The organism is Microbacterium zouquanmingi, assembly GCF_052266675.1.
In the GTDB taxonomy this organism is placed as follows: domain Bacteria; phylum Actinomycetota; class Actinomycetes; order Actinomycetales; family Microbacteriaceae; genus Microbacterium.
On record NZ_JBQPRA010000002.1, the window covers coordinates 432,695 to 457,696 of the forward strand.

At 62.5% G+C, this 25,002-nt stretch carries 17 protein-coding genes; 11 read left to right on the plus strand and 6 right to left on the minus strand.

Going from position 1 to position 25,002, the window contains the following annotated elements:
• Positions 1–118: 118 nt before the first annotated feature.
• Positions 119–5,275: a lamin tail domain-containing protein gene (locus tag ACTU6V_RS06200; RefSeq protein WP_443475220.1), complete on the plus strand. Its 5,157-nt coding sequence runs from the start codon at positions 119–121 to the stop codon at positions 5,273–5,275.
• Positions 5,276–5,299: 24 nt separating this feature from the next.
• Here ACTU6V_RS06200 and ACTU6V_RS06205 read toward each other — a convergent pair whose 3' ends face one another.
• Together ACTU6V_RS06205 and ACTU6V_RS06210 are read right to left on the minus strand one after the other, a co-directional pair.
• Complete coding sequence (locus ACTU6V_RS06205) at positions 5,300–6,952, minus strand: HNH endonuclease signature motif containing protein (protein ID WP_443475221.1); 1,653 nt, start codon at positions 6,950–6,952, stop codon at positions 5,300–5,302.
• 64 nt (positions 6,953–7,016) lie between these two features.
• Positions 7,017–7,508: a hypothetical protein gene (locus ACTU6V_RS06210; protein WP_443475222.1), complete on the minus strand. Its 492-nt coding sequence runs from the start codon at positions 7,506–7,508 to the stop codon at positions 7,017–7,019.
• Between the two features lie 292 nt (positions 7,509–7,800).
• Between ACTU6V_RS06210 and ACTU6V_RS06215 the strand changes: the two genes are divergently transcribed.
• Both ACTU6V_RS06215 and ACTU6V_RS06220 read left to right on the plus strand, forming a co-directional pair.
• Complete coding sequence (locus ACTU6V_RS06215; RefSeq protein WP_443475223.1) at positions 7,801–9,852, plus strand: InlB B-repeat-containing protein; 2,052 nt, start codon at positions 7,801–7,803, stop codon at positions 9,850–9,852.
• 80 nt (positions 9,853–9,932) lie between these two features.
• Positions 9,933–10,799 carry an oxygenase MpaB family protein gene (locus ACTU6V_RS06220; RefSeq protein WP_443475224.1) on the plus strand — a complete coding sequence of 289 codons (867 nt, stop codon included), beginning with the start codon at positions 9,933–9,935 and terminating at the stop codon, positions 10,797–10,799.
• 72 nt (positions 10,800–10,871) lie between these two features.
• Here ACTU6V_RS06220 and ACTU6V_RS06225 read toward each other — a convergent pair whose 3' ends face one another.
• The 3 genes from ACTU6V_RS06225 to ACTU6V_RS06235 all read right to left on the minus strand — a co-directional run bounded on the left by ACTU6V_RS06225 (position 10,872) and on the right by ACTU6V_RS06235 (position 14,720).
• Complete coding sequence (locus tag ACTU6V_RS06225) at positions 10,872–11,441, minus strand: hypothetical protein (RefSeq protein ID WP_443475225.1); 570 nt, start codon at positions 11,439–11,441, stop codon at positions 10,872–10,874.
• A 108-nt stretch (positions 11,442–11,549) separates the two neighbouring features.
• The gene (locus tag ACTU6V_RS06230) at positions 11,550–13,319 is read right to left on the minus strand and encodes a DUF4012 domain-containing protein (RefSeq protein ID WP_443475226.1); all 1,770 of its coding nucleotides are present in this window, start codon (positions 13,317–13,319) and stop codon (positions 11,550–11,552) included.
• Positions 13,320–13,376: 57 nt separating this feature from the next.
• Positions 13,377–14,720 carry a UDP-glucose dehydrogenase family protein gene (locus ACTU6V_RS06235; protein ID WP_443475227.1) on the minus strand — a complete coding sequence of 448 codons (1,344 nt, stop codon included), beginning with the start codon at positions 14,718–14,720 and terminating at the stop codon, positions 13,377–13,379.
• A gap of 330 nt (positions 14,721–15,050) precedes the next feature.
• On the opposite strand from ACTU6V_RS06235, the gene ACTU6V_RS06240 reads away from it, so the two are divergent.
• Together ACTU6V_RS06240 and ACTU6V_RS06245 are read left to right on the plus strand one after the other, a co-directional pair.
• On the plus strand, positions 15,051–15,866 hold the full coding sequence (locus tag ACTU6V_RS06240; RefSeq protein WP_511198794.1) for a WecB/TagA/CpsF family glycosyltransferase: 816 nt from the start codon (positions 15,051–15,053) through the stop codon (positions 15,864–15,866).
• A gap of 11 nt (positions 15,867–15,877) precedes the next feature.
• A complete protein-coding gene (locus ACTU6V_RS06245; RefSeq protein ID WP_443475334.1) occupies positions 15,878–17,194 on the plus strand; it encodes a UDP-N-acetylglucosamine 1-carboxyvinyltransferase in 1,317 nt (438 codons plus the stop codon).
• Here ACTU6V_RS06245 and ACTU6V_RS06250 read toward each other — a convergent pair.
• The gene (locus ACTU6V_RS06250; RefSeq protein WP_443475341.1) at positions 17,173–17,391 is read right to left on the minus strand and encodes a hypothetical protein; all 219 of its coding nucleotides are present in this window, start codon (positions 17,389–17,391) and stop codon (positions 17,173–17,175) included. The two genes, ACTU6V_RS06245 and ACTU6V_RS06250, sit on opposite strands and share 22 nt — an antisense overlap.
• On the opposite strand from ACTU6V_RS06250, the gene murB reads away from it, so the two are divergent.
• From murB to ACTU6V_RS06280, 6 genes are all read left to right on the plus strand, one after another.
• Positions 17,299–18,207: a UDP-N-acetylmuramate dehydrogenase gene (murB, locus tag ACTU6V_RS06255; protein WP_443475335.1), complete on the plus strand. Its 909-nt coding sequence runs from the start codon at positions 17,299–17,301 to the stop codon at positions 18,205–18,207. The genes ACTU6V_RS06250 and murB overlap by 93 nt on opposite strands.
• 3 nt (positions 18,208–18,210) lie before the next feature.
• Positions 18,211–19,671: a lipopolysaccharide biosynthesis protein gene (locus tag ACTU6V_RS06260; protein ID WP_443475229.1), complete on the plus strand. Its 1,461-nt coding sequence runs from the start codon at positions 18,211–18,213 to the stop codon at positions 19,669–19,671.
• 134 nt (positions 19,672–19,805) lie between these two features.
• Positions 19,806–20,942, plus strand: coding sequence for a polysaccharide pyruvyl transferase family protein (locus tag ACTU6V_RS06265; protein ID WP_443475230.1), 1,137 nt, complete (start codon positions 19,806–19,808; stop codon positions 20,940–20,942).
• The gene (locus ACTU6V_RS06270) at positions 20,939–21,937 is read left to right on the plus strand and encodes a nitroreductase family protein (protein WP_443475231.1); all 999 of its coding nucleotides are present in this window, start codon (positions 20,939–20,941) and stop codon (positions 21,935–21,937) included. The genes ACTU6V_RS06265 and ACTU6V_RS06270 overlap by 4 nt, the downstream gene beginning before the upstream one ends.
• Positions 21,938–22,095: 158 nt before the next feature.
• On the plus strand, positions 22,096–23,364 hold the full coding sequence (locus ACTU6V_RS06275) for an O-antigen ligase family protein (protein ID WP_443475232.1): 1,269 nt from the start codon (positions 22,096–22,098) through the stop codon (positions 23,362–23,364).
• A gap of 116 nt (positions 23,365–23,480) precedes the next feature.
• Positions 23,481–24,632, plus strand: a complete 1,152-nt coding sequence (locus ACTU6V_RS06280; protein ID WP_443475233.1) for a glycosyltransferase family protein — start codon at positions 23,481–23,483, stop codon at positions 24,630–24,632.
• Positions 24,633–25,002 lie beyond the last annotated feature (370 nt).

A 25,002-nucleotide genomic window follows, 5' to 3' on the forward strand; every position in this document is an offset into this window, starting at 1 on the left:
TTCACCTGACGGCAACCTCACGGCCACGCAGGTCGGGAGTGTGCGACACCGCTCGTTGCGGACGCATCAATAGCTTCGGGACGTCCCTGTCGACTTCCCCAGCCATTGGTGTGTCCACGTGCTCCTGCGCCGCCCTGCTCTTGCTCTCCCGTCCATCTTCGGCGTGACCGTGCTGGCCGCCACGCTGCTTCCGGTCAGTCCGGTCGCGGCATCCGTCACGGCCCCGCCGCACGCGCTGAAGACGGCGACCGCCACCGCGGCGCCCGCCAAGACGGCGCCCGCCACCGCCGCCCCCGCGATCATCGTCACCGAGATCGTCGCGAACAACGTCGGCAGCGACCAGTTCGAGTACGTCGAGATTCACAACACGTCCGCCGCGGCAATCGATCTTGCGGCCGAGGGCTACTCGTTCGCGTACTCCTACGCCGACTCTGACGACCGCAGCCGCGACGTCGCGCTCACCGCCGAGCCGCTGGTACTCGCCGCAGGTGAGACCGCTGTTCTCTGGCTGAGCTACACCGGCGGCACTGTCGATTCGTTCGCCCACACGGCCGATGACTTCCGCACCTACCACGGGGTGGATGCTGCCACCCAGGTCGTCCGTCTCACGGGCCAGGCGGGGATGGCCAATGGCGGAGACCGCGGCATCCGGGTCCTGAAGAATGACGCGCTGCTGACGTGGTCGCACTATCCGGCGGGGTCGATGGGCGATGACTTCGGAGTGCACTTCCGTCTGCCGGCCGCACCAGAGACGGCCGGTGCGCCGGAAAGCCTCAGCGTGCTCGGCCTGCAGTCCGAGCGCACCCCCGGCACGGTGCTGCCGATCGCGCTGGAGCGTCCGGCGCCGACGCAGCCCGAAGAGCCGCAGCCAGGGCCGGCTTCGAACTGGCCGCTCATGGTCACCGAGATCGCACCTGATAACGCGGGCACCGACGCCTTCGAGTACTTCGAGGTGCACAACACCACGAACCAGCCGATCGATCTGCAGACGTCCGAGACCACCGGCGGGTACTCGTTCGCCTACTCCTTCGCGGATTCCGACGACCGCACTCGTGACGTCGCGCTGACGGTGACGACGGATGCCGACACTGATGCCGCACCGACCGCGATCGCCCCCGGCGAGACCGTCGTGATGTGGCTGAGCTACACGACCGCGACCCTGGACTCCTTCGCGCACACGGCGGACGAGTTCCGCGGCCACTGGGGCGCACCCGCCGAGACGCGGGTGATCCGGATCGAGGGACAGGCCGGGATGGCGAACGGCGGGGGCCGCGGCATCCGGGTTGTGAAAGACGTAGCCGAGGCTGAAGAGATCGTCGGCTGGTCGTACTATCCGGCAGGCTCGGTCGGCATTGACCTGAGCGCGCACTTCCGCATTCCCGGCGACATCGCCCAGCACAGCATGCCGCTTCTCGAAGAAGCGGCCTCCCCGACGCCGGGCGTGATCTCACCCGACGCTCTCACGGCACACGCCCCCGAGCCTGAGCCCGAGTTCGACCCGCAGCCCGATCCCTCGGTGGTCACCGCACCGCTGCAGGTGACCGAGCTGCTGCCCGACTCGACGAACGTCGGCGCCTCTGACGGATTCGAGTTCATCGAGCTGTACAACGCCACGAGCGAGCCGATCGACTTTGGCGACTACTCGATCAACTACCTCTACGCGGTCGATGAGCACACCAACACGCAGACGAGCCGGTGGCCGGCGACTCCCGCCGATGTGGTGATCCCGGCCGGAGAGACGCTCGTGCTGTGGATCAAGAACGGCCCGAACGACGAGCTCGGAGCGGCGGAGTTCAACGCCGCGTTCGGCACGAGTCTCACGCTCGGCGAGAACCTCGTCGAGATCTTCTCCGGCGGAATGGCGAACGGCACCCCGCGCGGAGTTGAGGTCATCACCAACACCGGTCACTCCATCAACCGCGGTCACTACAACCTCGCCGGCGCCGATGACACGATGGTCGATCAGGGCATCCGCTACGTCACCAGCGACGACGACCTGACGCTGCAGCGCATTCTGGGTATCACTCCAGCGACCCCCGGTGCGATCCAGGCCGACCAGGTGCCCGCGGGGCTGATGATCCCCGCGCCCGACACCACGGCTCCCGTCATTGAGAACCGCACCGCGGGCGAGATCGACCCGGCCGCGGACTTCGCGCTGAGCTTCGGCATCACGGACGACATGCTGACGCGCACGGTGACGCTCGAGCTGGCCAACGACGTCGACGGCGAGATGCCGGCGGTCAACCTGTCGGATGCCGGCGACGGTGCGTACGTCCACACGATCCCCGCAGTCGACCTCACGGGCAAGTCGTGGTTCGAGTACTCGGTCACGGCGAGCGATGGCACGCACACGACGACGCTCGACACCGTTCGCGTCAACGTGAAGGGCGTCTCCACCGAGCCGCTGCGCCTGGGCCTCGAAGACGGCGCGTACGTCGGCGGTGCCGCGAAGGGCGGCATCGAGACGGTTGTTGCTGCGTCAGACGAGTACCCGGCAGAGATCGCCCTGGACGTCAACGGCAACGCGCTCGAGACCGCGACGAGCCTCGAGTCGGAGCCGGTGTTCGCGTTCGAGACGTCGAACACCGACTACTACTTCAAGAACGGTGTGCGCATCGGCGATGACGTGCTGAACATCTTCGACAAGGGCACCTACTCGAACTGGGAGACCATCTCGACCCCGGTGCCGCTGTCGTACGTGCATCAGGGCGACGAGCTGGTCGTCAGCGTCTGGGCGGGCACGAAGAAGGCCCCCGAGATCGATGAGTTCGAGAACAACGACGACTTCGTGATCCGCGGGCTGCGCATGATCCTCCCTGACGGGCGCACGCTCTTCCCGCAGGGGTACGACAACCCCGAGACCGTGCTCTCGATGGGCGACAGCGCGGGCAAGTTCGACTTCTACGAGGCACGGTTCACCCTGCCGGATGACGCATTCTCTGCGGTCACGGCCCAGTGGAATACGACATCGCACGACGACGGCCAGGCGGTCGTGGCGGCTACGGATGCGGCGAACACCGTCTCGCGCACCGTGAACGTCGACAACACCGGCCCGGAGGTCACGACCGAGATCGTCGACGGCACGGCATTCCAGGGCGTGATCTCGATCGACGCCGAGGTGACCGACGCCGGAGCGGGTGTCGGGCAGACGGTCGCGATGCTCGACGGAGTCGAGATCCCGCTCCCGTACGAGACCTCGTCCGTCGTGCTGCTCGCAGGTACGCACACGCTCGCGATTACGGCGACGGATGCTCTGGGCAACGTCTCGGAATACACCACGAGCTTCATCACCTATGACGAGCAGCCCAGCGCCGGTGCGCTGTCGCCTGCCGAAGGCGAAGAGGTCGAGGCGGGAGACGTGACCCTGCAGGCGAAGGTCGAAGACCCGACCGGAGACGTGCTCGACGTGTCATTCCTCGAGGGCCGTCGCGTCGACCTGTCGGATGGTGATATCGAACTGCAGTCGGGCACGGTGAACGACGCGCAGAGCCTGGATCGCGCGCAGCCCGAGCTACTGAGCGACGAAGACATCCGGATGCTGTCGAGCGCCGACGGCCTCGCCGCAGATGTGTCTTCGAACGAGGCGTTCCCGTACCAGCTCTTTGACGTTGCCACCGGTGACGCCGGCGACGGCTCACTCGTGCGGGTGTCATGGTCTGGTCACGCGAACGCTGGTGCGACGGTGGTGCTGTACGCGCTCGCCGCAGACGGCTCGGCGTGGACCGAGCAGACCCGGCACGTCGCGGCCGATGAGGGCTCGTTCACGCTGGATGCGGCGATCGATGTTACCGCGCACGCGCACGACGGTGCCGTGCGGGTGCTGATCCAGCACTCCGAGGGATTCGCGGGCACTGATCTGAGCACGCGCGAATCGGGCGTGACGCCGGGACACCCGTTGGATACTCCGCGCGCCGAGTACGACTTCACCTTCGGGTGGGAGTCCGACACCCAGTACTACAACGAGAACCTCATTCCCGAAGAGGACCGGTACCGTCACCAGCAGGCGATCCACAGCTATCTGCTCGCGCAGCGCGAGACGCTGAATCTGCAGTATCTGTTCCACACCGGCGACATCGTCGACGACTACGACCAGACGTACCAGTGGGAGAACGCCGACCCGGAGTACCGCCGCCTCGACGAGGCCGGTCTGCCGTACGGTGTGCTGGCCGGCAACCATGACGTGGGCCACTCGGTGATCGACTATACGAACTACGGCACGTACTTCGGTGAGGATCGGTTCGCGGGCAACCCCTGGTACGGCGGCAGCGACCAGAACAATCGCAGTCACTACGATCTGCTGTCGGCGGGTGGGATCGACTTCATCATGGTCTACACCGGGTGGGGTCCGGGCGATGTCGAGATCGCCTGGATGAACGAGGTGCTCGCGCAGTATCCCGATCGGGTGGCGATCATCGCGCAGCATGAGTTCATCCTCACCACGGGTGGGCTGGGAGCTACGCCGCAGCGGATCCTCGATGAGGTCGTCGCGACCAACCCGAACGTGAAGATGGTGTTCTCCGGGCACTACCACAGCGCGTTGACCCGCACCGATCAGTTCGATGACGACGGCGATGGCGTGATGGATCGCAACGTCTACTCAATGCTGTTCGACTATCAGGGCCTTCCTGAGGGCGGTCAGGGCTTCTTGCGCCTGCTGCACTTCGACACGGTGGGAGAGCGCATGATCGTGCGCACGTTCTCCCCGTCGCTGGAGGACCCCGCGAACGGCGGCCTGCTGGGCAAATACAACTCGGATGACGCAACTCTCGCGGCGGCCCCGCAGGAGTTCGAGCTGTCGTTCGCAGACCTCGGTATCTCGACGGTCGAACGGATGCTGGGGACGGATGCCTTCTCGGCAGAAATCCTCACGGCGAACGAGATCGCGTCATTCGAGCAGGTGGAGTCAGGATCGATCCTGTCGGCCACGTGGCCGCTGGCCGAGGTGGGGGAGCGCGGCTGGTACGTGCGCACGAGTGATCCGTACGGCGCGATCGACGTCTCGCCGGTGCAGCTGTTCACGGTGCTGCCCGCTGCAGACCCGGGCCCGGGTGATGGTGATGGAAACGGCGGAAACGGCGATGGCGGCACGCCCGGCGGCTCTGGCGGCTCGGGTGCGGGCACGGACGGCAGGGGCTCTGACGGAGCCTCTGACAGCGCGCTGGCGACGACCGGTGGTGACGGCGCAGGTCTGATCGGCTGGACGATCGCCGCGGCGCTCGCGCTGATCGCCGGAGCGGGTCTGCTCGTGCGTCGCCATCGACGCTCGGTCAGCTAGACGCTCGGTCAGTTAGACGCTCGGTTAGCTGACGGATGCGCGACTTCGCCACCCCGCCCGTTCGGGTGGCGGGTCCCACGCCCAGCGGAGGGCTGACCGACTGGTGAGCACGATCGGCGGTGGATCATCACCCCGTCCGTCACCACTGCCACTGCCACTGCGATCGGCTCCGCCCGTGCCGCTCCCGCGTCTGGGCGGATGGAGCATGAACGCACCGAGCTCGTCGCGCGTGATCTTCCACTTGTTGTTGTGCAGCAGCATGTGGTGATGTCGGCACAGCAGAATGCCGCGGTTGATGTCGGTGCGGCCGAGGTCTTCTTTCCAATGGTCGCAGTGGTGCGCTTCGCAGTACGAGGCGGGTGCCCGGCACTCGGGGAACATACACCCGCCGTCGCGCACAGCGAGAGCGATCCGCTGCGCAGGGGTGAAAAGTCGCTGCTCTCGGCCCACGTCGAGAGGGTTGCCGGCGGCGTCGACGGTGACGTTCCGGCTGCCGACGACGCAGAGGTTGCGGTCGAGCACGACGCCGGGCAGCGCATCGCCGCCGTCTTCGAGGTGTCCGTTCGCGAGCATCCGCCCGAATGCGTCATGCACTCCGGTGGCGCCATCGATCGTGACAATGCGAATACCGGGCTGACGGGCACCGAAGACATCTGAGGCGTCTGCCAGGGCTCCCGCTCGCAGAACGTCCATGAACAGGTCGTATGCGAGCTGGTCGTTCGTGCGCGGATCGTCGACGAGGGCACTTGCTGCGGCGCGCTCCTCATCGGTCATGAACCGCGGCCCGCCACGACGAGGCCGCAGCGCTGCGTCTCGAATCGCATCGAGCCAGGCGGCATTCTCATCATCGGACACGATGTGGGTGTGATGCTGCCCCTCGGCATTGCGCCAGGACCGCCACGACCGCGCTGCGTACGAGCGTTCGAAGCGCTCCTGTACCCCTTCTGGGTCGAGCGAGTCGCGCATCTGCCGCGCTCTGCGCGCGAGATCTTCGACCGACATGTCGTGGGATTCTCGGGCGAGCTGCTCCGCGGCCAGTGACCAGACATCGATCATCGCGTCGGTCGGGCCCTCAGCCTCGCCTCGAACGGGTGGCTGCCCTAATCCGCGCAGGATCGCATCATGCTGCGCGGTGGTGAGCGCTCCCGAGAACAGGGCTTGACGCAACGGCTCGTGCCACGGCATCCGCACGCGCGTCTCGCCAGCGGCCTCGCCGCCGCCTTCCGCAGCATCCGCACCGCCGGCGACATCGACACCGGCGACATCGCCACCGGCGCCGGAAGAATCCGCGTCGCCGCCAGATGATTCTTTCGCCTCGACCGCGGCCGCGGCATCCGAACCTTCGGCGACGAACTCGCCCAACCGCACCGCACGTGCCGCGTCGGCGCGCGTGCCGCCGATGACCGACTGCACCAGCGATACCGCGTTGCGATGGCCGTGCACGGCCGCGAGCCCGGAATGCCCGGCCTCGCGCTGCGACCGCTCTGCGATGATGGCGGCGCCGACCGTCAGCATCCGCTCGGCACAATTCGCGATGGCGGCCGCCTCTGCCAGGCCGGCGACGATCTCGTCGTCGTCGAGGCTGCGCATGGCCGTCAGCAGGACGTCGATATCGACGTCGCCGATGCGCGATTCCAACCCATCGAGGGTCTCGCGCAACTCGCTGAAAATGGCCATATCTCATAGTCCCAGGGGCCACAGACATTCGAACGAGAGCCCGAAGAACTCAGAGATACAGAACTCAGCGCAGCACCTCGACCAGCACCACCCACGAGACCACGATCGCCGAGACGATGGCGAGCAGGCATCCGGCGGCTACGAGGACGAGACCTGAAGAGACCCCGGCGATCAACAGAACTGCGCCTGAGAGATACGCGACGATCGGCAGGTATCCGAGTACTGACTTCACGACGCGTGCCCGCTGCTCGGGGGCGGTGTCGCGCATGATGACCCGCATGGCGTGCACCTGGAATGCGCCCGCGATGAGAGTGCACGCGAGCACGACGATTCCATACCCGAGCAGGTCGAGCCGGGGAATGAGCGCGGCCCCGGATGCCACGAGGGCCAGCACGAGCGACGCGATCGCTGCCCCCAGGCGCGCAGTAAGCGTGCCGGCGTGAATGATCTTGTCGATATTGACGCTGGCGGCGACGATGACCAGTCCGGCGAGGGCGGCACTCGCTCCTGCCATCGCGACGTTGAACTCGCTCCACTCCGCCAGCGCAGTGATCATGCGACCAAAGTACTCCCGCAGGGTGCATCCGTGCAGGCATCGCACCACCACCCGATTGATTGACGAGGTGATGGGGCTGCGCTACGGTGTGGCCTACGCGCGGTACCCGACTGCGCTGGTCTGCCGACGGTGGACGACCCGAACCCTGGCAGTGCTGCCTGGGCGAAAGACTGGGAGCGGTTGAATGACCCGTATGAGAACGCTGCATGTCGCGGCAATAGGGACCGTGGTTGCGGTCTTGGGATTGGGCCTCGTGCCCACGGCGGCCTCTGCGGCCAGTGGTGTTGCGTCGGTGACCGATTCCAGTGGTACGCACGAGTACGCGACGCTCGCTGACGCAGCTGATGCTGCACTCGACGAAGCGACGATCACGCTGCTCGACGACACAACGCTCGATCGGGCCGCATGGTTCGACGAGGGCCGCACGCTCACGCTCGATCTCGCCGGTCACACCATCACGACCGAGAGCAGCAACAGGCTCGAAGCGCAAAACGTCCACCTGAGCATTAACGGCCCGGGGGCGATCGACGTCAGCACGACTTACGACGATGATCCCCTTCGACTCCGCGGGTCGGTCGACCCAGTGGAGGACTACACGGTCGTCGACATCGCAGGAGGCGTATCTGCCGAGGGCTGGCCCGCTGTGTTCCTCACGGGCTCAGAAGGTGGGGGCAACAACGGCATGGTCGCCAACATCGACGGAGCGACGTTGACCGGCTACTACTACGCCGTCTACATCCACGGGGCGATCAACACGGGCACCACCCAGGTGATGCCCGTCCTCAACATCACGAACTCCACGATCATTGGTGACGGCGACTCGCTCGGTATGTACCTCGCGGGAGCCGGCAGCACCACGATCCACAACTCCACCATCGACGCCGACAGCGGCACCGGCACGGGAATCGAAGTGCGCGCCGGCTCGCTCACGCTGACCGACACGACGGTCAGCGCTGGCACCGGCACGCCGACCTTCGCCGCTGCGACGAGCGGCGCGACATCGACCAACGTCGGCGTCGCGATCGCGCAGCATCTCACGAAGCAAGCCATCAACGTGACGGTCGACGGGGGCGCGTATAGCGGCGGCGCAGCGATCTACGTGGCGAACCCCGAAGGCAACGTGCCGATGGGCGACGTCGACGTCACGGTGACCGGCGGTGCGTTCACGGGTGGGGTGATGTCGACGAACTCGGCGGGCGCGGCCCTCAGCAACTTCGTCAGCGGCGGATCATTCACCGCTGACGTCGCGGCAGGGAACCTGGTCGCCGATGGCAAGTCGCAGCTCGTCCACAGTGATCACGCCGCTTTCAAGTACGAGGTCCTGGCCACAGCAGACGCCCGCGCTCACGCCGCCGCGTCGGTCGTTCTCGATGGAACCACGGTGCACTACGAATCCCTCGAAGAGGCCCAGGAATCCGGCGGGGAGGTCACCCAGATCTTCCACGTGAACTTCGACGCCGCTAACGGCGACCCGATAACAGCAGTGACCGTCGACGAGGGCGACGCAGTGGCGCAGCCGACGACCCCGACCCGCGCCGGTTACACCTTCGACGGGTGGACTGACGGTACGGCGATGTGGAACTTCACCTCCCCGGTGACGCAGTCGATGACGCTGACCGGCGTATGGACGCTGATTCCGGTTCCCCCGGCGATGCCGACCGGTGTCACGGTGAGCGGTGGCGAACTGCAGGCGCTCGTCTCCTGGTCGGCTGCTGCGGATGCTGACAGCTACAAGGTCACGCTGACACAGGGCTCCAAGACGGTCACCTGCACGACGGAGACCCTGTCTTGCGCATTCGTGAACCTCGCGGCGGGATCCGTCTCGGCCAGTGTGATCGCGAAGAATGCGGTTGGTGACTCGCCGGCGAGTGCCGCGGCGACCGGAACCGTGACCGCGAGCGCTCCGCCGGCGACGCCTCCTGCGAACACGGGCGGGTCGACGGTGACGTCCGCTCCGAGCAATGCCGCTGCAGGGGCAACGATCACACTTGTGCTCAAGGGCTTCGCACCCGGTTCGCTCGTGAACCTCTACGTGTACTCCGAGCCGATCCTGCTCGGCAGTGCGATCGCAGACAGCAATGGCGTGGCGACATTCACGGTGAAGCTTCCTGCGGGACTCGCTGCGGGTACGCACACTCTTGTCGGGACGGGCCTGAACAGCGCGGGCCAGGCAACGAGCGTCAGCCAGACGATCGTCACCACGGCGGCTGGTGGCAAGGGATCGCTGGCGACGACGGGTCTTCCCGTCGAGCAGACGACCAACGCAGCGCTTCTCGGAGTGATGCTCCTCGCCTTCGGCGGAATCGCGCTTGTGGTTCGACGTCGTAAGGCGACAACGAAGTAAGAGACAGCAGAGGTCCCCTTCCACAACACGTGGGAGGGGACCTCTGCCGTGTAGACCAAACCCCCAAATAAGGAGCTGCCTTGTCCGAAGATTATCCGAGCCGAAAGCTCGCCGACGCACCTCGCGCCGACGAGGGATATTACGGTCCCGAGAGCGTGTCATGGAGAGTGTTCTCCGACCCCTCGACGATGCTGGGCGCGAAGAACGCGCTGTTCCTGCAAATGCTCGAGCCGGGCATGATGGTGCACTTTGAGCGCGTGTCGCTCACGTCCGACGGTCCAGAAGAGATGGCGGCACGCTTCGATCGCACGTCGGCGTATCTGCGGGACGCGATTTTCGCCGATAAGGCACATGCGGATGCCGCGGCCGCGCACGTCGATCGGCTGCACGAGCGCGCATCGTGGACCAACCCCGAAACGGGTGAAGTCGTGAGTGCAAAGCAGCCCGAGTGGCAGCGGTGGACCTGGTGGACGTACATCTGGTCGGCCGTCCGCGGCTACCAGGAGTTCGGGCCGGGGCTTTCCACAGCCGATTCGGACCGGATCGTTCAGGAGTCCCGAAGAGGCGGAGAGAGCCTGCACGTTCCTGGCCCGTACTTCGAGACCTTCGCGGAACTCGACGCGTACATCCACGAAGAGATGAACACGAAGGCGCTGACGCTCTTCGCCGCTCTTGCAGGGCACACGCTGCGCCACCCTGACGTGAAGGGTCCGATCGCTCGCTGGGGCACACGGCGCGTCATCAACGGCATCCTCTCTCTGCTGCCAGAGAGTGCGCGGTGGTTCTACGCGGTCGAAGATCGCACTGCGAAGGACCTCGCCAAGGGGGCGCGCTTCACCAAGATGATCGCGAAGCTCGCGCGCAAGAACCACACGGCCGAGCAGCTCATGGCGCAGGCCGTGGGGGAGTCGGTCGCGAAGCCCTACCAGCGCGTAAGAACCAAGTAAGCGCACCACGCAGGCAAAAAGGCGATGGCCGCGACTCCCGAAGGAATCGCGGCCATCGCCGTTAAAACTGGGTCAGGCTGCGTCAGCCTGGTGCTTGTTGCGGCGCACTGCCGTTGCGACGGCGATACCGCCACCGACGAGCAGAAGCGCTCCGCCACCGATCCACAGGGTGAGCAGCGCGTCGCTGTCTGCACCAGTGGTGGCGAGGTCGTCAGTGCCACCGGGGTTCGTCGCGGTGCCCACCGTGACCGTCGCGGCAGCGCCAACCGGGTTGGACGGCGAGGTCGCGAGGATCGTGTAGGTGCCCGAGGCGTTGGCCGGCAGAGTGATCCGCACGTTGTCGGTGCCACCGCCTGCGTTAGCGGTGGTGGTGCCGAGCGCCTTGGTCTCGACAGCGAACTTCACGAACGCGAGAGATGCGCCAGAAGCGTTCTCACCCGTGAGGCTGATCGTGACGGTCTCGCCCGGGACGAACGCGTCATCCTGAACGAAGAACGTGAATGTGCCACCCGGGGCGACGGTCGAGGTGCTGGTCTCGCCGCTGGGGTCGGGGGTGTATGCGGATGCCGCCACCGGAACAGCGAACATTGCTCCGGCGACGAGCGCGGCCACTGCGGCTGCCTTCGTAAACGTGTGCTTCATGAGTCCCCTCCGGACTGTGTAGATCCTGCTCGGTAGCAGGATGCCACCGTTCAACTCATACGCCGGTGCACAAGAAGGAGCGCCCAACGCCGATCGATTCCATACCGATTATTGGGTAACTTCACAGGTAATTGCAAATGGAGACGTGTCATCCCTATGAATTGTCGGTGTCATCCGCGTAACGATCTGGTTACTCCCCGGCACGTTTGCGCGAACATTCAGAGTGATCTGCTCGCCAGGAGCGAGTCGGGTCTTCCACACGATGACCTGCCTGCCGTCGTCGGTTCCGCCGCCGAAGCTGGGATTCTCTTGCCCCACGACGGAAGTCGACACGAGCTCAGCGCCTTCGGGCAGGTACACGTACGCGAGTGTTTCGACGATCCCGGGCGGAACGCCGAAGCTTCCGCCGCCGGTGATGTACTTGGGAAGTGAGGCCGCATCCGCCGGTGCATTATTACGCAGAGTGACGCTGAGCGCTGCTTCGCCATCGCACCACGCGGCATCGCTGGCGGCCTCCATGTAGTAGTCCATCTTCGAGCCGGTGCCGTCGTTGAGATAGACGCCGAACTCGGTGACGTCTGGGTCGAGGGGGCCGAGCGCTCCCTGCAGGGTGGTCCCGTCGAGGATCGCCTGCTCTTCGGGCGCGGCGTTCCAGACCATGAGCCGGCCCTCATCGCCCGCGCGCCCGAGTGCCGAGACGAGCGTCACCGGATCGGTGCCGCCCGCGGTCAAGGCAGAGAACACCGAGCCAGCCGCGGCGGCGAAGAACAGATCTTGCACGTCGGGGTCCTCGTAGCGCAGGTAGGCCTCGTTGAGCAGCAGCTGCACGGCGTTCGAGCTGTTCAGCTCGTCGCCGGTGGGCAGCGTGAGGGGCCCAGTCGCCTCGAGCAGGTACGAGAGTGCCACGGGGTCGAGTGAGAGCACCCCGTCGATGGGGGTGCCGGTCTGCTGTTCCCACATCGCCTTGATGATCGGTGCGTCGCGGGTGAAGTCGGGAATCTGGGTGATGTTCTGCACGTACGTCGCCGGCTGCGTGCCGAACAACCGCACCTCGTCATCGGTGAGCGGCACGACCGGAGAGTCGTAGTGCGGAAAGTCCTGCGATGACGCTTGTCCTGCGAGAGTGATCTGCCCGTTCTCGGTGTGCACGAGCACCATCGCCCCGACGATGCCGCCGAGCGAGCGCCATTCGGCGTTGTTCTGAAAGACGACGAGATAGTTGCGTGGTCCGGCCGCGCCGAGCATGGCCGGCATTAGCTGGGTGGTGCGGTTCAGGGCGTCGGCTCCGGTGTGCACCTGGGTGAGCAGATCAGAGACCTTGTCGACGGCCTTTCGAAGGGGTGAGACGAGGGGAGTGGTGTCGATGCCGTTGATCACGGATGTTGCGGCGCCGATGCCGGAGGCGCCGGTGCTGGCCGCATCTTGAAGGTCGGTGAAGATCGTGAGGTCGATCGCGCCGTTCTGCGGTCGGATGCTGTCGAGCGAGAAGGATGCTGCCGCCGAGGCAAGCGGCGTCAGCGACTGTGAGGCGACGTCGTCGAGTGCGGCGGCGACCGTCGAGACGGCGGCGAGCTGAGGCCCGACCCAGGGCAGCTGCTCGCCCGCTTTCCACACGATGTCGTCGGTGAGGTCGTGCGCGGCGGCAGTGTGCGACGAGATGTTGGCGATGAGGTTGGCGGCCTTGGCCGGATCAGAGAGAGCGGATGCTGCGTCACTCGCCGAATCCTGGGCACTCGTCAGATGCATATAGGCAAGGAAGCCCCGCACGCCGATCCAGGCGGTGGCCGCGATCGCCAGCAGCAGGATGATTCCGAGCACCCATGCGGTCACTCGCCCCGCGCGTTGTCGCCGCTGCGCGGCGTGGCTCTCGGAAGTCACCCTGCCACGATAGCCCGTCGACTCGGTCGGTCCCTGAGCCTGTCGAAGGGTCGGGCCTTACGGCCGACCCATTCCGTAGTACGTCCATCCCGCTGCGCGCCACGCGGCTGCGTCGAGGCAGTTGCGTCCGTCGACGATGACCTTGTCGGCGACCAGAGATCCCGCGTGCTCGGGTGAGAGCTGGCGGCGGTACTCGTCCCATTCGGTCACGACGACGACGACGTCGGCGTCGCGCAGGGCGTCGTCGCGTTCTTCGATGTAGTTCAACTGCGGATGCTGGCGCTTGGCGTTCTCGAGCGCTTCGGGGTCGGTGACTGTGACTTCAGCGCCGAGGCCCTTGAGGCGAACAGCGACATCGAGTGCGGGGGAGTCGCGGATGTCATCGCTGTACGGCTTGAACGCCGCGCCGAGTACGGTCACCTTCTTGCCGACGACGTCTTCGCCCAGAGCGGTGACGACGAGCTGAACGGCACGTTCGCGACGACGGAGATTGATCGCGTCGACTTCGCGCAGGAAGCTGACGGACTCGCCGCGGCCGAGCTCTTCCGCGCGCGCAGCGAAAGCACGGATGTCCTTGGGTAGGCAACCTCCACCGAAGCCGATGCCGGCGCCGAGGAAGCGCCGTCCGATTCGCGCATCGTGACCGATCGCGTCGGCAAGCTGGGTGACGTCGGCGCCAGTGACTTCAGCGATCTCTGCCATGGCGTTGATGAACGAGATCTTCGTCGCGAGGAAGGCGTTCGCCGAGACCTTTACGAGTTCTGCCGTTGCAAGATCGGTGACAATGAACGGCGTCCCCTTCGCAACTGCCGGGTGATAAACCTCCCGCAGCACGTCTGCCGCGTTGCTATCGACGCTCCCTGAGCCTGCTTGGTCTCCGCTCCCTGAGCCTGTCGAAGGGACGCCAACAACCAACCGATCCGGGTCAATGGTGTCTTGCACCGCCCACCCCTCGCGCAAGAACTCCGGGTTCCACACGAGCGTCGCCCCTACAGCTTCAATCCGTGGCGCCAGCTCGGCCGCGGTGCCCACAGGCACAGTGGACTTGCCCGCAACAATGTCGCCCGGGCTCAGGTATGGGAGCAGCGCGTCAACTGCGGCATTCACGTACGTGAGGTCCGCAGCGTACCCGTCCTTCTGCTGTGGGGTTCCGACACCAATGAAGTGCACTTTGGCGCCCTTGGCTTCAGCCATGTCGGTCGTGAAGCGCAGCTTGCCTGACGCAATACCCTCCGAGAGGATCTCGGGCAGCCCCGGCTCGAAGAAGGGGGCTTCGCCAGCGGACAGCGAGGCGATCTTGCGCTCGTCGACGTCGATGCCGACGACTTCATGCCCAATCGACGCCATTGCGGCAGCGTGCACCGCACCAAGGTAACCGCAACCGATGACTGAGAGTTTCAATGTGATCCTTAGCGAGGAGGAGCTGAGCAGGGAGGAACTTCATGGATAGCAGAGGCGAAGTCGATGGGCCGGCAGCTCGTGCGCGGGTTCGTTCTAACAGCGGCAGGGAGCCGAGCCACAGGTGGAACTCTAGAACGTTTCGCGGACGTTGGACACGAAGGCAATCAATGCGACATACTTCTGGTGTTCGCTGGGAACGCGCTGGCGTGGGGCATGCGATCTGCTGGAATCGCGGAATTACGGAACCAAGAGAATGCGGCTCAGGAGGAAACGCCATCTCAATTAATGATGCCATCGCGCTCAAGGCTGTCCTCGGTGCAGGACCCATCGATGTCGGCTGACCTCGTGGAGGTGCCGCGGCTTGGGATTCGAGTGACCCCGATGACCGCGATCGAGACAGTGCGATGGGTGACGGGGCGGGGTGGGAAGCGATTGCTCCTGAATCACAACCTGCACAGTGCGTATCTGTATCAGAAGGAACCAGACTTCCGAGAGTTCTACGCGCTCGCGGACCGCGTGGTGATCGACGGAGCTCCAATCCTGTGGCTCGCACGGCGCAGTCACGGCAGCGGGCTCAGTGGGGCCCATCGGATCGGGTCGACCGACTGGATCCAGCGGCTTGGCGGTGCTGAGAAGCCCGGCCGTCTTTTCGTCTACGGAGCGTCAGAAGAAAGCAACCGATGCGCCGTAGCGCAACTTCGCCACCAGCTCGGAGGAAAAGGGTGGCACGTGGAAGGGCTGAATGGCTATGCCTCCACAGACGAGGCCATCGACTGGCTCCGGCACGGGAGGCCGACGCTCGTCATCGTCGGGTTAGGCATGCCGTTGCAGGAGGAGTTCTTAGGCATGTTTTGGGATGACCTGCCTGATGCCGTGTATGCGACCGTCGGCGGGGCGATCGACTACGTTGCAGGTCGGAGCCGTCTGGCACCCCGGTGGATGGGGCGCCTCGGGGTCGAATGGCTGTGGCGGTTGGCGCATGATCCTCGCCGACTGGCGCATCGCTATCTCGTTGAACCCCTCAAGCTCGCTTGGGCGCTCGCTACCAAAAAACGGGAGCGCTCAGTCAAGGAACGAACCACCATTCCTGCGCAGGGTCTCGCACCCATATCGCATCCACGATCGAACGACTCGGAGACTAACTAACTGTGTATGCAGTGATCGATGGCGGCGTACCGCCCGTAGGCCGCGTCCGTGTGAGCGGTGCGAAGAACTCAGCAACGCGACTTCTAGCTGCAGCCCTAATGTCGGACGACGAGGTAGTACTCCAGAACTTCCCAACTCAGCTGGTTGATGTGGGACACAAGGTCGACTTCGCGAGAAACCTCGGCGCCGAAGTGCAGATCGATGTAGCTGCCGAGGAAGTTGTCGTCACGGCCTCGCGGCTCGAATCTCGGCTGTTGACCCGCGACGAGTTCGACCTCCCCATCCGCACCACCTATCTCCTTGCGGCGGCGCAACTTGTACGTGGGGGCATTGCCCGCGTCCCGTACCCCGGTGGTTGCCCGATCGGACCGGGCGCAGCGGGCGGTCGTGGCTATGACCTTCACCTCCTGGTATGGCGGGCGCTCGGCTGTGTTATCGAGGAGCGAGATGATCACATCGAGGTAAAGGCGGGAAGCGGCCTCGTCGGTGGCGAGATCAACTTCCCGATCACTACGGTCGGTGGCACCGAGAACGCGCTTCTGTGCGCGTCGGTAGCCGCGGGGGAGACGCAGATTCTCAACGCATACATCACACCCGAAGTAGAGGATCTCATTGCGCTTCTGCGTCGCATGGGCGCGGAAATCACGGTGTACGGCACGAGCCACATTGTCGTTCGCGGACAAAAGGGCGTACTAGGAGGTGCGCGCATGCCTGTAATGCCCGATCGTATCGAGGCATTGACGTGGATCGTATTCGCGATTCTCAGCGGCGGCCAGTTGACGGTCGAGGGCGTGCCCTTTGATTCGATGACGGTCCCGTTGCTGCACATCGAACATGCTGGAGTCGACTTGTTCCGCAACTCGACTTCTGTGCATGTCACGCCTGAGTCGCTCGTCGAGGGCAAAGTACAGCCGTTTGAGCTTGCGACGGGCGCGCACCCTGGAGTGATCTCCGACATGCAATCGTTTTACGTCCTACTGGGTCTGGCGGGCGCCGGTACGTCTCGTGTCTACGACTACCGCTATCCTGATCGAATCGCTTTCGTGAAGGAACTCAAGAAGCTGGTGAAGGGCGATCACCTCGAGGCTGAACGCGGCAAGATCACCGTACGGGGTCCGGCGGAATTCGTACCTGGTGTTGCGGGTTCGACTGACTTACGAGGATCGATGGCCGCCGTCATTGCTGCTTTGTGCGCGCCCGGACGTTCGGTGATCAATGATGTTCAGATGGCGATGCGTGGTTATAACAACCTCGAAGCCAAGCTGACGCGCCTTGGGTCGCGAATCCAGATCTTCAACGATGCTGATCAGGCGGGGCGCTCGTCCTGATGATCGCCACTTCCGTAGATGGCTCCTTGCTCCAACGGCTTGAGGAAGCCGCGCCAGGTGCCGTACGCGCGAACGTCGATCTCTCGCAACTTACGCGATGGCGTATCGGAGGGATCGCTGATGCCTTCGTAGAACCCGTTGACGAGCATCAGGTGTCGGCCGTGCTCCGGCTGCTCGAGCTGACGGGGACTCCACACTGCATCATAGGTGAGACGTCCAACTTGCTGTTCGACTCCGAGGGGTTGCGAGGGGTCGTCATTCGCATCGGCTCGCGACTTTCGGGCATCGAGATCAGTAACCGCGAAGTCATTGTGAAAGCAGGTAACTCTGTGCCGGAACTAGCGCGAGTTGTTGGCGCGCACGGTCTTACCGGCCTCGAACATACCGTGGGTATTCCGGGGACGATTGGCGGCCTGGTACTCATGAACGGCGGAAGCAAGCGTAAAGGCATCGGTTCGAATGTCGTATGGGTGCGATACGTCGACCGGAACGGTGATATCGCTGTCGTCTCGCATCAGGAATGTGAGTTCGCTTACCGTTCGTCTTCGTTGCAGTTAATGGGCGGCGCTGTAGTAGCCGTTCGTCTACGGCTGGAGAGCGGAGACCCGGATCGCATCACCACCGAGATGGACGAGATAGTCGCTTCACGGAGGAGTCGATTCCCGGAGGACCAGCCCAACTGCGGGTCCACCTTCCTCTCCGATCCGGCCATGTACGCGACCGTTGGCCCACCCGGAAAAGTGATAGAGGAGGCCGGCCTCAAGGGCACGCGGATCGGCGGTGCTGAGGTCTCGCTGAAGCATGCGAACTTTATCAACAATGTGGGCGGGGCGAGATCAGGCGATGTCCTCGCGCTACTCGGCCTGGTCCGCCAGACAGTGCTGGCTCGCACGGGTTTTGCCATGGACGCCGAAGCACGGTACGTGGCTCCTGATGCCCGAATCACGCCCGCACACGTAGAGGCCGATCGGCGAACTGCTTCAGCAGACGCATCCGTCAATCAGGGCCAGTGAAAAGTGGACCAAAAGGATCTTTCCGCGGCTGCGGCTCGGGGCGGCGCTATCACGATGACCGCGCAGGCCGCGCGTGTCCTGATTCAGGTTCTGCAGGTTTCCGTTCTGGCTCGGTTGATCGCGCCTGAGTCATACGGGCTCCTCGCCATGGCCGTTGCCTTCACGGGAATCGCCCAGATCCTCCGAGATTTTGGTCTGTCTACTGCCGCTCTTCGGAACGCGAAGCTCACAGGCCAGCAGCGGTCGAATCTCTTCTGGTTGAACGTGACGGCCGGTACCGGGCTAGCAGCGATCGTATTCGTCCTCTCTTGGCCAATCGCAGCCTTCTATGGGCAGAGTGACCTGGTCATCCTCGTCCAGTGGATCTCTTTGACGTATCTGTTGGGCGGAATCACGGCGCAGTTCCGAGTCGCAATCAGTCAGCAACTACGGTTTCGCGCCCTGGCCATGTGCGACGTCGTTCCGCCGATCATAGCTCTGCTGGCAGCTGTTCCCGTTGCCGCCGCAGGGTACTCACTCACAGCGTTAATCGTGCTCCAGCTGACGCTTCCGGCGGCGGACCTCGTGTGTAGTGTCGGCCTCGCCCGGTGGTTCCCCGGGTTGCCGCGCAAGACTGAAGGCATGCGCGAGTTGGTGTCCTTCGGACTGGGATTCGCCGGCACACAGGTGCTCGGGTACATCACCCGTAATGTGGACAGTGTTCTGATCGGCCGACTCTGGGGCCCAACGATGCTCGGGTTATACGATCGGGCGTTCCAGCTCTCGGTAGTTCCGGTAAACCAGATCAATACGCCAATGACGAAGGTTGCGCTTCCGGTCCTTTCGCGAGTGGTCGATGAAGCGGACCGATTCGAACGGGGAATTCGGTCAGCGCAACTTGTTGCTTGTTACGCCACAGCCACGGCTCTCTGCATCGCAGCCGGGCTGGCGGTACCGATCGTCGACGTCTTCCTCGGCCCCGAGTGGGCTCCGTCCGCTCCATTGTTCGCGATCCTTGCCGTCAGTTCCGTATTTCGGGCGATACAGCAGATTGCCATTTGGCTGCAGGTGGCCAAAGGCTCGTCGCGTTCCCTCTTCATGGGCAACCTAATCGGGCAGCCGGTCATCATCCTCGCGCTCTGCTGTGGCATTCCATGGGGAACGATCGGTATCGCGGTGGGAAGCGTGTTCGGCTACGCCGCGTTCTGGGTGTTCTCGATGCTCTGGGCAGGACACAACACGGGTGTCAAGACGTGGCCGTTGTTGACGCGGGCCTTTCGAATCGTTGCGCTCATTGGCGTTCCTGCTGGACTTGCGGCGTACCTCGTGGCTACCTTCGTTCCGCTACCTAGCCTTGCTCTTCTTCTTGCTGGCATCGCGGCTGCGGGTCTTGCAGTCTTCGTAAGCTGGGCGGCATCGCGGCAAACTCGAGCCGAGGTTTCGATCATCTTGCGCCATCTCCGTTCCGTACGAGAGCGGGGCTGAAGTGCGCAGCGTCAGTGCGGCGCCACCGCAACACACGAACTCAGGTCGCTCATGCTAATCCAGCGGGCAGCCAAGATAGAACAAACCGAGCGGCAAATAGAGGGAGCAACGTGGGATCGATCGGCATAATGTCCATGCAGCGGATCTTCAACTATGGATCTTCACTGCAGGCTTACGCGCTCCGGCGCTTGCTCGAACAAGCGAGTGTCGGCGCCGACGTCTCATACGTCGATTACACCCCCGGCGAGCCGCTCGTCAAGAACGCCTCCGCCGGAGCCGCATCGGGGCTCGAACGCGTTATCACGAAGGTCCGCGAATACGGTTCCATCAAAGCGAGCCTGAGAGACAAGCTCCGGTTCTTCGACCACAAGCGCCGTTACGGGGCGAACTACTACAGATTAATCGGGATCCGACCAGAGAAGAATCTCGCTACCGATGTTGACCTCCAGGTCATCGGTAGTGATGAAGTCTTCAATTGCGTGCAGTCCAACGTAAACGTAGGATTTTCTCTGGGTCTCTTTGGTATTGGGAGTAAAGCGCACTCCGTCGTTTCTTACGCGGCATCATTCGGAAATACGACGCTTACGAAGATCGACAAGGCGGGCGTGCGCGGCGACGTCGTCGGCGGCCTGGAGAATTTCGCGGCGATTTCCGTTCGAGACGAAAACTCGGCGATCATCGTCGCGGAACTTCTGGGGATTGAGGCGCCTCCCGTGCATCTCGATCCGACGCTCGTCTATGACCTCATGGGCGGGCATGACGTCCCGACACAACGGCTACGCGACGACAAATATATGATCGTGTACGGGTATTCGGGGCGGTTCAGCGAGACAGAGAACCAGTCGGTGCGCCAGTACGCGGACAGGCATGGTCTTAGAGTGCTCGCATTTGGTGGTCTGCAGGAGTCGGCAGACGAGTTCGTCGATTGCAGTCCGTTCGAATTGCTCGCATATTTCCGTGACGCTGAAGCCATTGTCACGGATACTTTTCACGGTACGATCTTTTCGGTGATCAACGAAGTCCCCTTCGCTACCATTATCCGCCGTAGTGCCGGACACGGATATGGCAACGAGGAGAAGCTCGGTTATTTGCTGCGCCGACTTGAACTCGATGGAAGAACTCTCAGTTCTCCGGAGCGGCTCGAGAAGCTTCTTCAGCAGCCGATCGATTTCACTTCGGTGCGAGCCATTCGCGAAGCGGAGGTTGCGCGGACGCGTGATTACCTCAGGCGTGTTTGTTACGACGCCGGCGTGGGGAGCGCGTCCAGATGATGAATTCGAAGCGCTCTCGGCAGGCGGTGAAGCGAGTGGTGCAGGCCGGTCGTCTTTCTGTATATACAATTAGGGACGGCGTACGCTTTTGGAGACATGCCTCGCTATCGAGCTACGACACTGGCTACGAACAACTTGTAGCACGCATTATGTACAACGTGCACGCTCTCGAAAAGGGGCTAGCGCACGTCCGTGCATGGGCTCCTGGCCGAGGACGAAAAGCGATACGAAATCTGAACGATGCGATGACGCAATACCGACGGCAAGGGTACGACGAAACTTCGTATTCGTACATCGAAGGTGTCTCAATTCTGCAACGCTACAACGAGAACCATCGTGAGAGAGGCTACGCCCTGCCCGACCTTGCAGCGATCATCGATCCGGAGATCCTCACACCGACGACCACCGATCAGTACATCGCTGCCGGGATCAAAACTGTTCATAGGCCTAACGCCGAGACAAACTCGCGTAAAGGCTTCTACGAACTGAGCCAAGGCCGCGTAAGCGTGCGTGAGTTCTCGGGTCATCCGATTGACCAGCAGGCAGTTCTGCGCGCGATCGCCAATGCTGGAAAGACGCCATCGGTGTGTAACAGGCAAGGCTGGCGAACCTACAAGACTGAAAATAAGGAACTCATGCGAGAGGTGTTAAAGCACCAACGAGGGTTTGCATATGAGCAGATGCCCGAGACACTGCTCGCTGTTACTGTCTCGAACAGCTCGTTCATCAGTCCGGTCGAACGCAATCAAGGATTCGTTGACGGGGGACTCTACTCGATGTCTGTTCTTTATGGGCTTGAGGCGGAGGGCTTAGGAGCTGTTCCATTAAACGCGTGCCTGTACATGCGCGATCGCAGCGCGGTCGTGCGACTCCTCGATATCGATCCCTCCGAGGAGATCATCATGTTCATCGCTGTGGGCGACTACCCTGAGGTGACCGTGGTGCCAATGTCAGACCGGCGACCGACGGAGACGATGCTCCGACCGCGGCGGTGAGTTAGGATATTGCATATAGCCATACGCTGTGCTGTTTGGTGGATGCTCGACAACGATGTACAGCATGATGACGTCGTTGAAAGACGTTCTGCGCGCAGCTGAACGCATTGGCACAGCTCCAGTCTCTCCCTGTCAGACGCTGGCTGAGGAGGAAGAGAATGGCGAGGCAATCAGGTTCGGCAAACAGCGGCGTTCGTTCGCGTCGTGACACAAGCGCAATCGCGGAGAAGAGTGCGGCCCGCGCGGTAATAGTTATCGCGCTCATTCTTGAAGTTCAAGGGCCAAGGTTCGCTGGCGGGCTTCGTCTTCTCATTGCAATATTTGTCGTGGCTGCTGCCCTCGCACTTCTTGCGCGCTTGTACCGAGGGCATGACCCTTTCAGGGCGATTGCGAGTTGGCCGATGGGCGCATTCGTCGCGTATGTCGCATGGTGTCTCATAAGTGCAATTTGGTCGGCCGTGCCAAGTGAGACATTTCTTCAATCTGGACTGCTACTCCTCAGCTTGCTACTGGCGCTTTCATACGCGGACATGTCTCGAGAGGTGTTCGCGATTGAGTTTATCAAAGTAGCAGTGGTGCTTTCAGTTGTTTCCTGGGCGATGGTCCCGGTGCTGCCCGATGTCGCCGTACTCCCGGACGTAACCTGGCGTCTAAACGGGCCGCTGCAACACCCTCAGCGCCTATCTCTATTTGTGGGTCTGGCACTGATCTTAGGCGTCGCATTGAAGGTCTCAGGGCGACGCATCTTCACATCTCGACGTAACAGCTTTCTTGCTTTTGGAATTTTATTGACTACGCTTGGAGCTACTCAAGCCCGAGCGAATACTGTGTTTGTGGCTTTGGTCGTGGGCGCAGTTGTGTTCAAGCGGGCAGAAATTTGGCAGAAGATTCTTCTTTTGGCAGCGCTCTTCGCGACTATTCTCGTCGTTAGTTTTAATGTTGACGTGTTGCTCGCCGCCGTCGATCGCGAGGGATCAAACACTCTGACTCTCACGGGGCGCACAAGAACGTGGGAGGCGGCCTCGGAGATGATCGAAATCCATCCGGAGATGGGATATGGATTCGCGAGCTTCTTTAGCCCTTTGACGGAACATTTCTTTACATCCGGATACGTCACTCCGCATGCGCATAATACTTGGGTAAATGCCACGTTCGAAACCGGATTTATCGGTGCGGGTCTATTAACTCTCTTCCTGCTGGGATCTCTTCTGAGTCGAGGGTCAAGTGGTCGAGCGAATTACCTTTCATGGCCCGCGGTTTTGTTCGCGGTAATGGCTGGCCTGATGGGAATTGTGTTCGGTGGCAAAGTTACGACAATGTCGATTATTGTCATGATTATGGTGGGGCAGGCCGCGCATGTCCGTCAGAAAGATTTTGCAAATGCAAAGCGACGCAGGTGGTCGAAGATCTCAACTGGACAGGACTAAACTATCCGACGCAACATCAGTGTCGTTTCGCTTGACAGGAGCTCTCACTTGAAGATCTACAAGTTTGATCGTCCCTCGACGCATTACCTGGAGCGTGTCTAGTGCGGCTGTTACTCATGGCCTCACTGACCTCGACGGTAAGCGGAGGACTGGGTGGGCACTACAACAGCGTGCGCGATCTTCGTCAGTCCTTTTTGATGGCATGGCCTGAATCCGAAGTTCACGTATTAACTATCGGGAATATTCAGCCGGTGGTTTTTCGGAACGCTGGGGAGGGTGTGCATCATGTCGACACCAGCACTAAAAGCTTCCACCAGATTCGACACGCCGTTCGCGCGATTGCGGAGACCTTCGGCGCGACGCACGTTCACGCGTTTGATAATAAGTCCTTTGCGTTTGCGGGAGATGTCGCTCGAAACTTGGGTGCGCTCCTTTATCTAACTAGACCCGGCGGACCTAACCCTACTAGGTACTTTCCGGCCGCTTCCGACATCATTTGCTTTAGCCAAGAGAATGCCGATTATTTAAGCGGGAAACGCAAGTATCGCAACTCGCGCATACACGTGATTCCGCAACGCGTTATTGAGCCCTCCTGGGACGATGTGCGTATCGCGGAACTCTGTGAATTGGCGAACGGAAAGCCGATCCTTTTGCGTATTGCTCGATTGACTGAGCTTAATCGTCCGTCTGTGGAGCAAGCGATTTCCCTCTCTACTCTGCTGCATAGCCGGGGCGTCGAGCACGTCCTTGCGATTATTGGTACACCGAATGAATCTGATCTCGTCGATGAGACGCGTGCAAAAATTCGGGAGGAAGACCTGCTTCTAACTAACGAACGCTTTACGCGGCGTGCCGAGCAGTTGACTATCGCCGCCAGGGGCGTTGTCGGAAGCGGTAGAACTCTTGTCGAGGCCGCTATGGCTGGTGTGGTATTGTACGCGCCCCTGGCCGATCGAACACTCCCGACGCTTGTAACCGAACGCAACCGCAAAGCCTTGGCAGCGCGCAATTTTTCGGCGCGTTCGAGAATTGCTCCTTCTTTGGTATCTTCTGAGTCTGAATTAGTGAAAGCATTCGCTCTTGGACAGGACGATGGTGCTACGGCGCTGGCACGCGAGATGAGAATCGATGCGAAGGTGATTGAGCGTTACGCAACCTTGTATGCGCTCGAACAATACGCTGACCGAGGGCGGCTGGATAGACTTCTGAACTGGGCCTCCTTTGTTGTTCCTCACTTGCGCATGAAGATTGCCGCGAAACGCAATTGATGAGTTCGAAAGCGCGATACGAAGCAAGCGCGTGGGACGACGAGGCCTAGTTCAACCGCGCAAAGCACCCGGGTCTCGTCAACCGGGAGTTGACCGGGACCGCGCCGAACAGGTTCCGGTTGAAGGATCTGACTGGCGCAACACCTAGCCTCGACGGCTATCGCGACCGGACGTTCTATGCCGTTCCAAACGGACCACGATCAGCTGGCCGGAATCAAGTGGTCGAGCCTCCATCAGGCCTAGGGCGCTTCACGAATACCTAGTGGCGATCAATCACAGTATCCAGTGGCACTGAAGACTCCAAAGACTGACCACAAGCATTCTCGTGTTGGACGCATAGCGGAGCGGTCGGGCCGGAGACATCGACACG

Excerpts from the sequence above, each read along its gene's own strand:
- ACTU6V_RS06210 (WP_443475222.1), bottom strand. The coding sequence starts at position 7,508 with ATGATCACTGCGCTGGCGGAGTGGAGCGAGTTCAACGTCGCGATGGCA.
- ACTU6V_RS06265 (WP_443475230.1), top strand. The coding sequence starts at position 19,806 with ATGCAGCGGATCTTCAACTATGGATCTTCACTGCAGGCTTACGCGCTC.
- ACTU6V_RS06275 (WP_443475232.1), top strand. The coding sequence starts at position 22,096 with ATGGCGAGGCAATCAGGTTCGGCAAACAGCGGCGTTCGTTCGCGTCGT.
- ACTU6V_RS06280 (WP_443475233.1), top strand. The coding sequence starts at position 23,481 with ATGGCCTCACTGACCTCGACGGTAAGCGGAGGACTGGGTGGGCACTAC.
- ACTU6V_RS06240 (WP_511198794.1), top strand. The coding sequence starts at position 15,051 with ATGTCGGCTGACCTCGTGGAGGTGCCGCGGCTTGGGATTCGAGTGACC.
- ACTU6V_RS06205 (WP_443475221.1), bottom strand. The coding sequence starts at position 6,952 with ATGGCCATTTTCAGCGAGTTGCGCGAGACCCTCGATGGGTTGGAATCG.
- ACTU6V_RS06225 (WP_443475225.1), bottom strand. The coding sequence starts at position 11,441 with ATGAAGCACACGTTTACGAAGGCAGCCGCAGTGGCCGCGCTCGTCGCC.
- ACTU6V_RS06270 (WP_443475231.1), top strand. The coding sequence starts at position 20,939 with ATGATGAATTCGAAGCGCTCTCGGCAGGCGGTGAAGCGAGTGGTGCAG.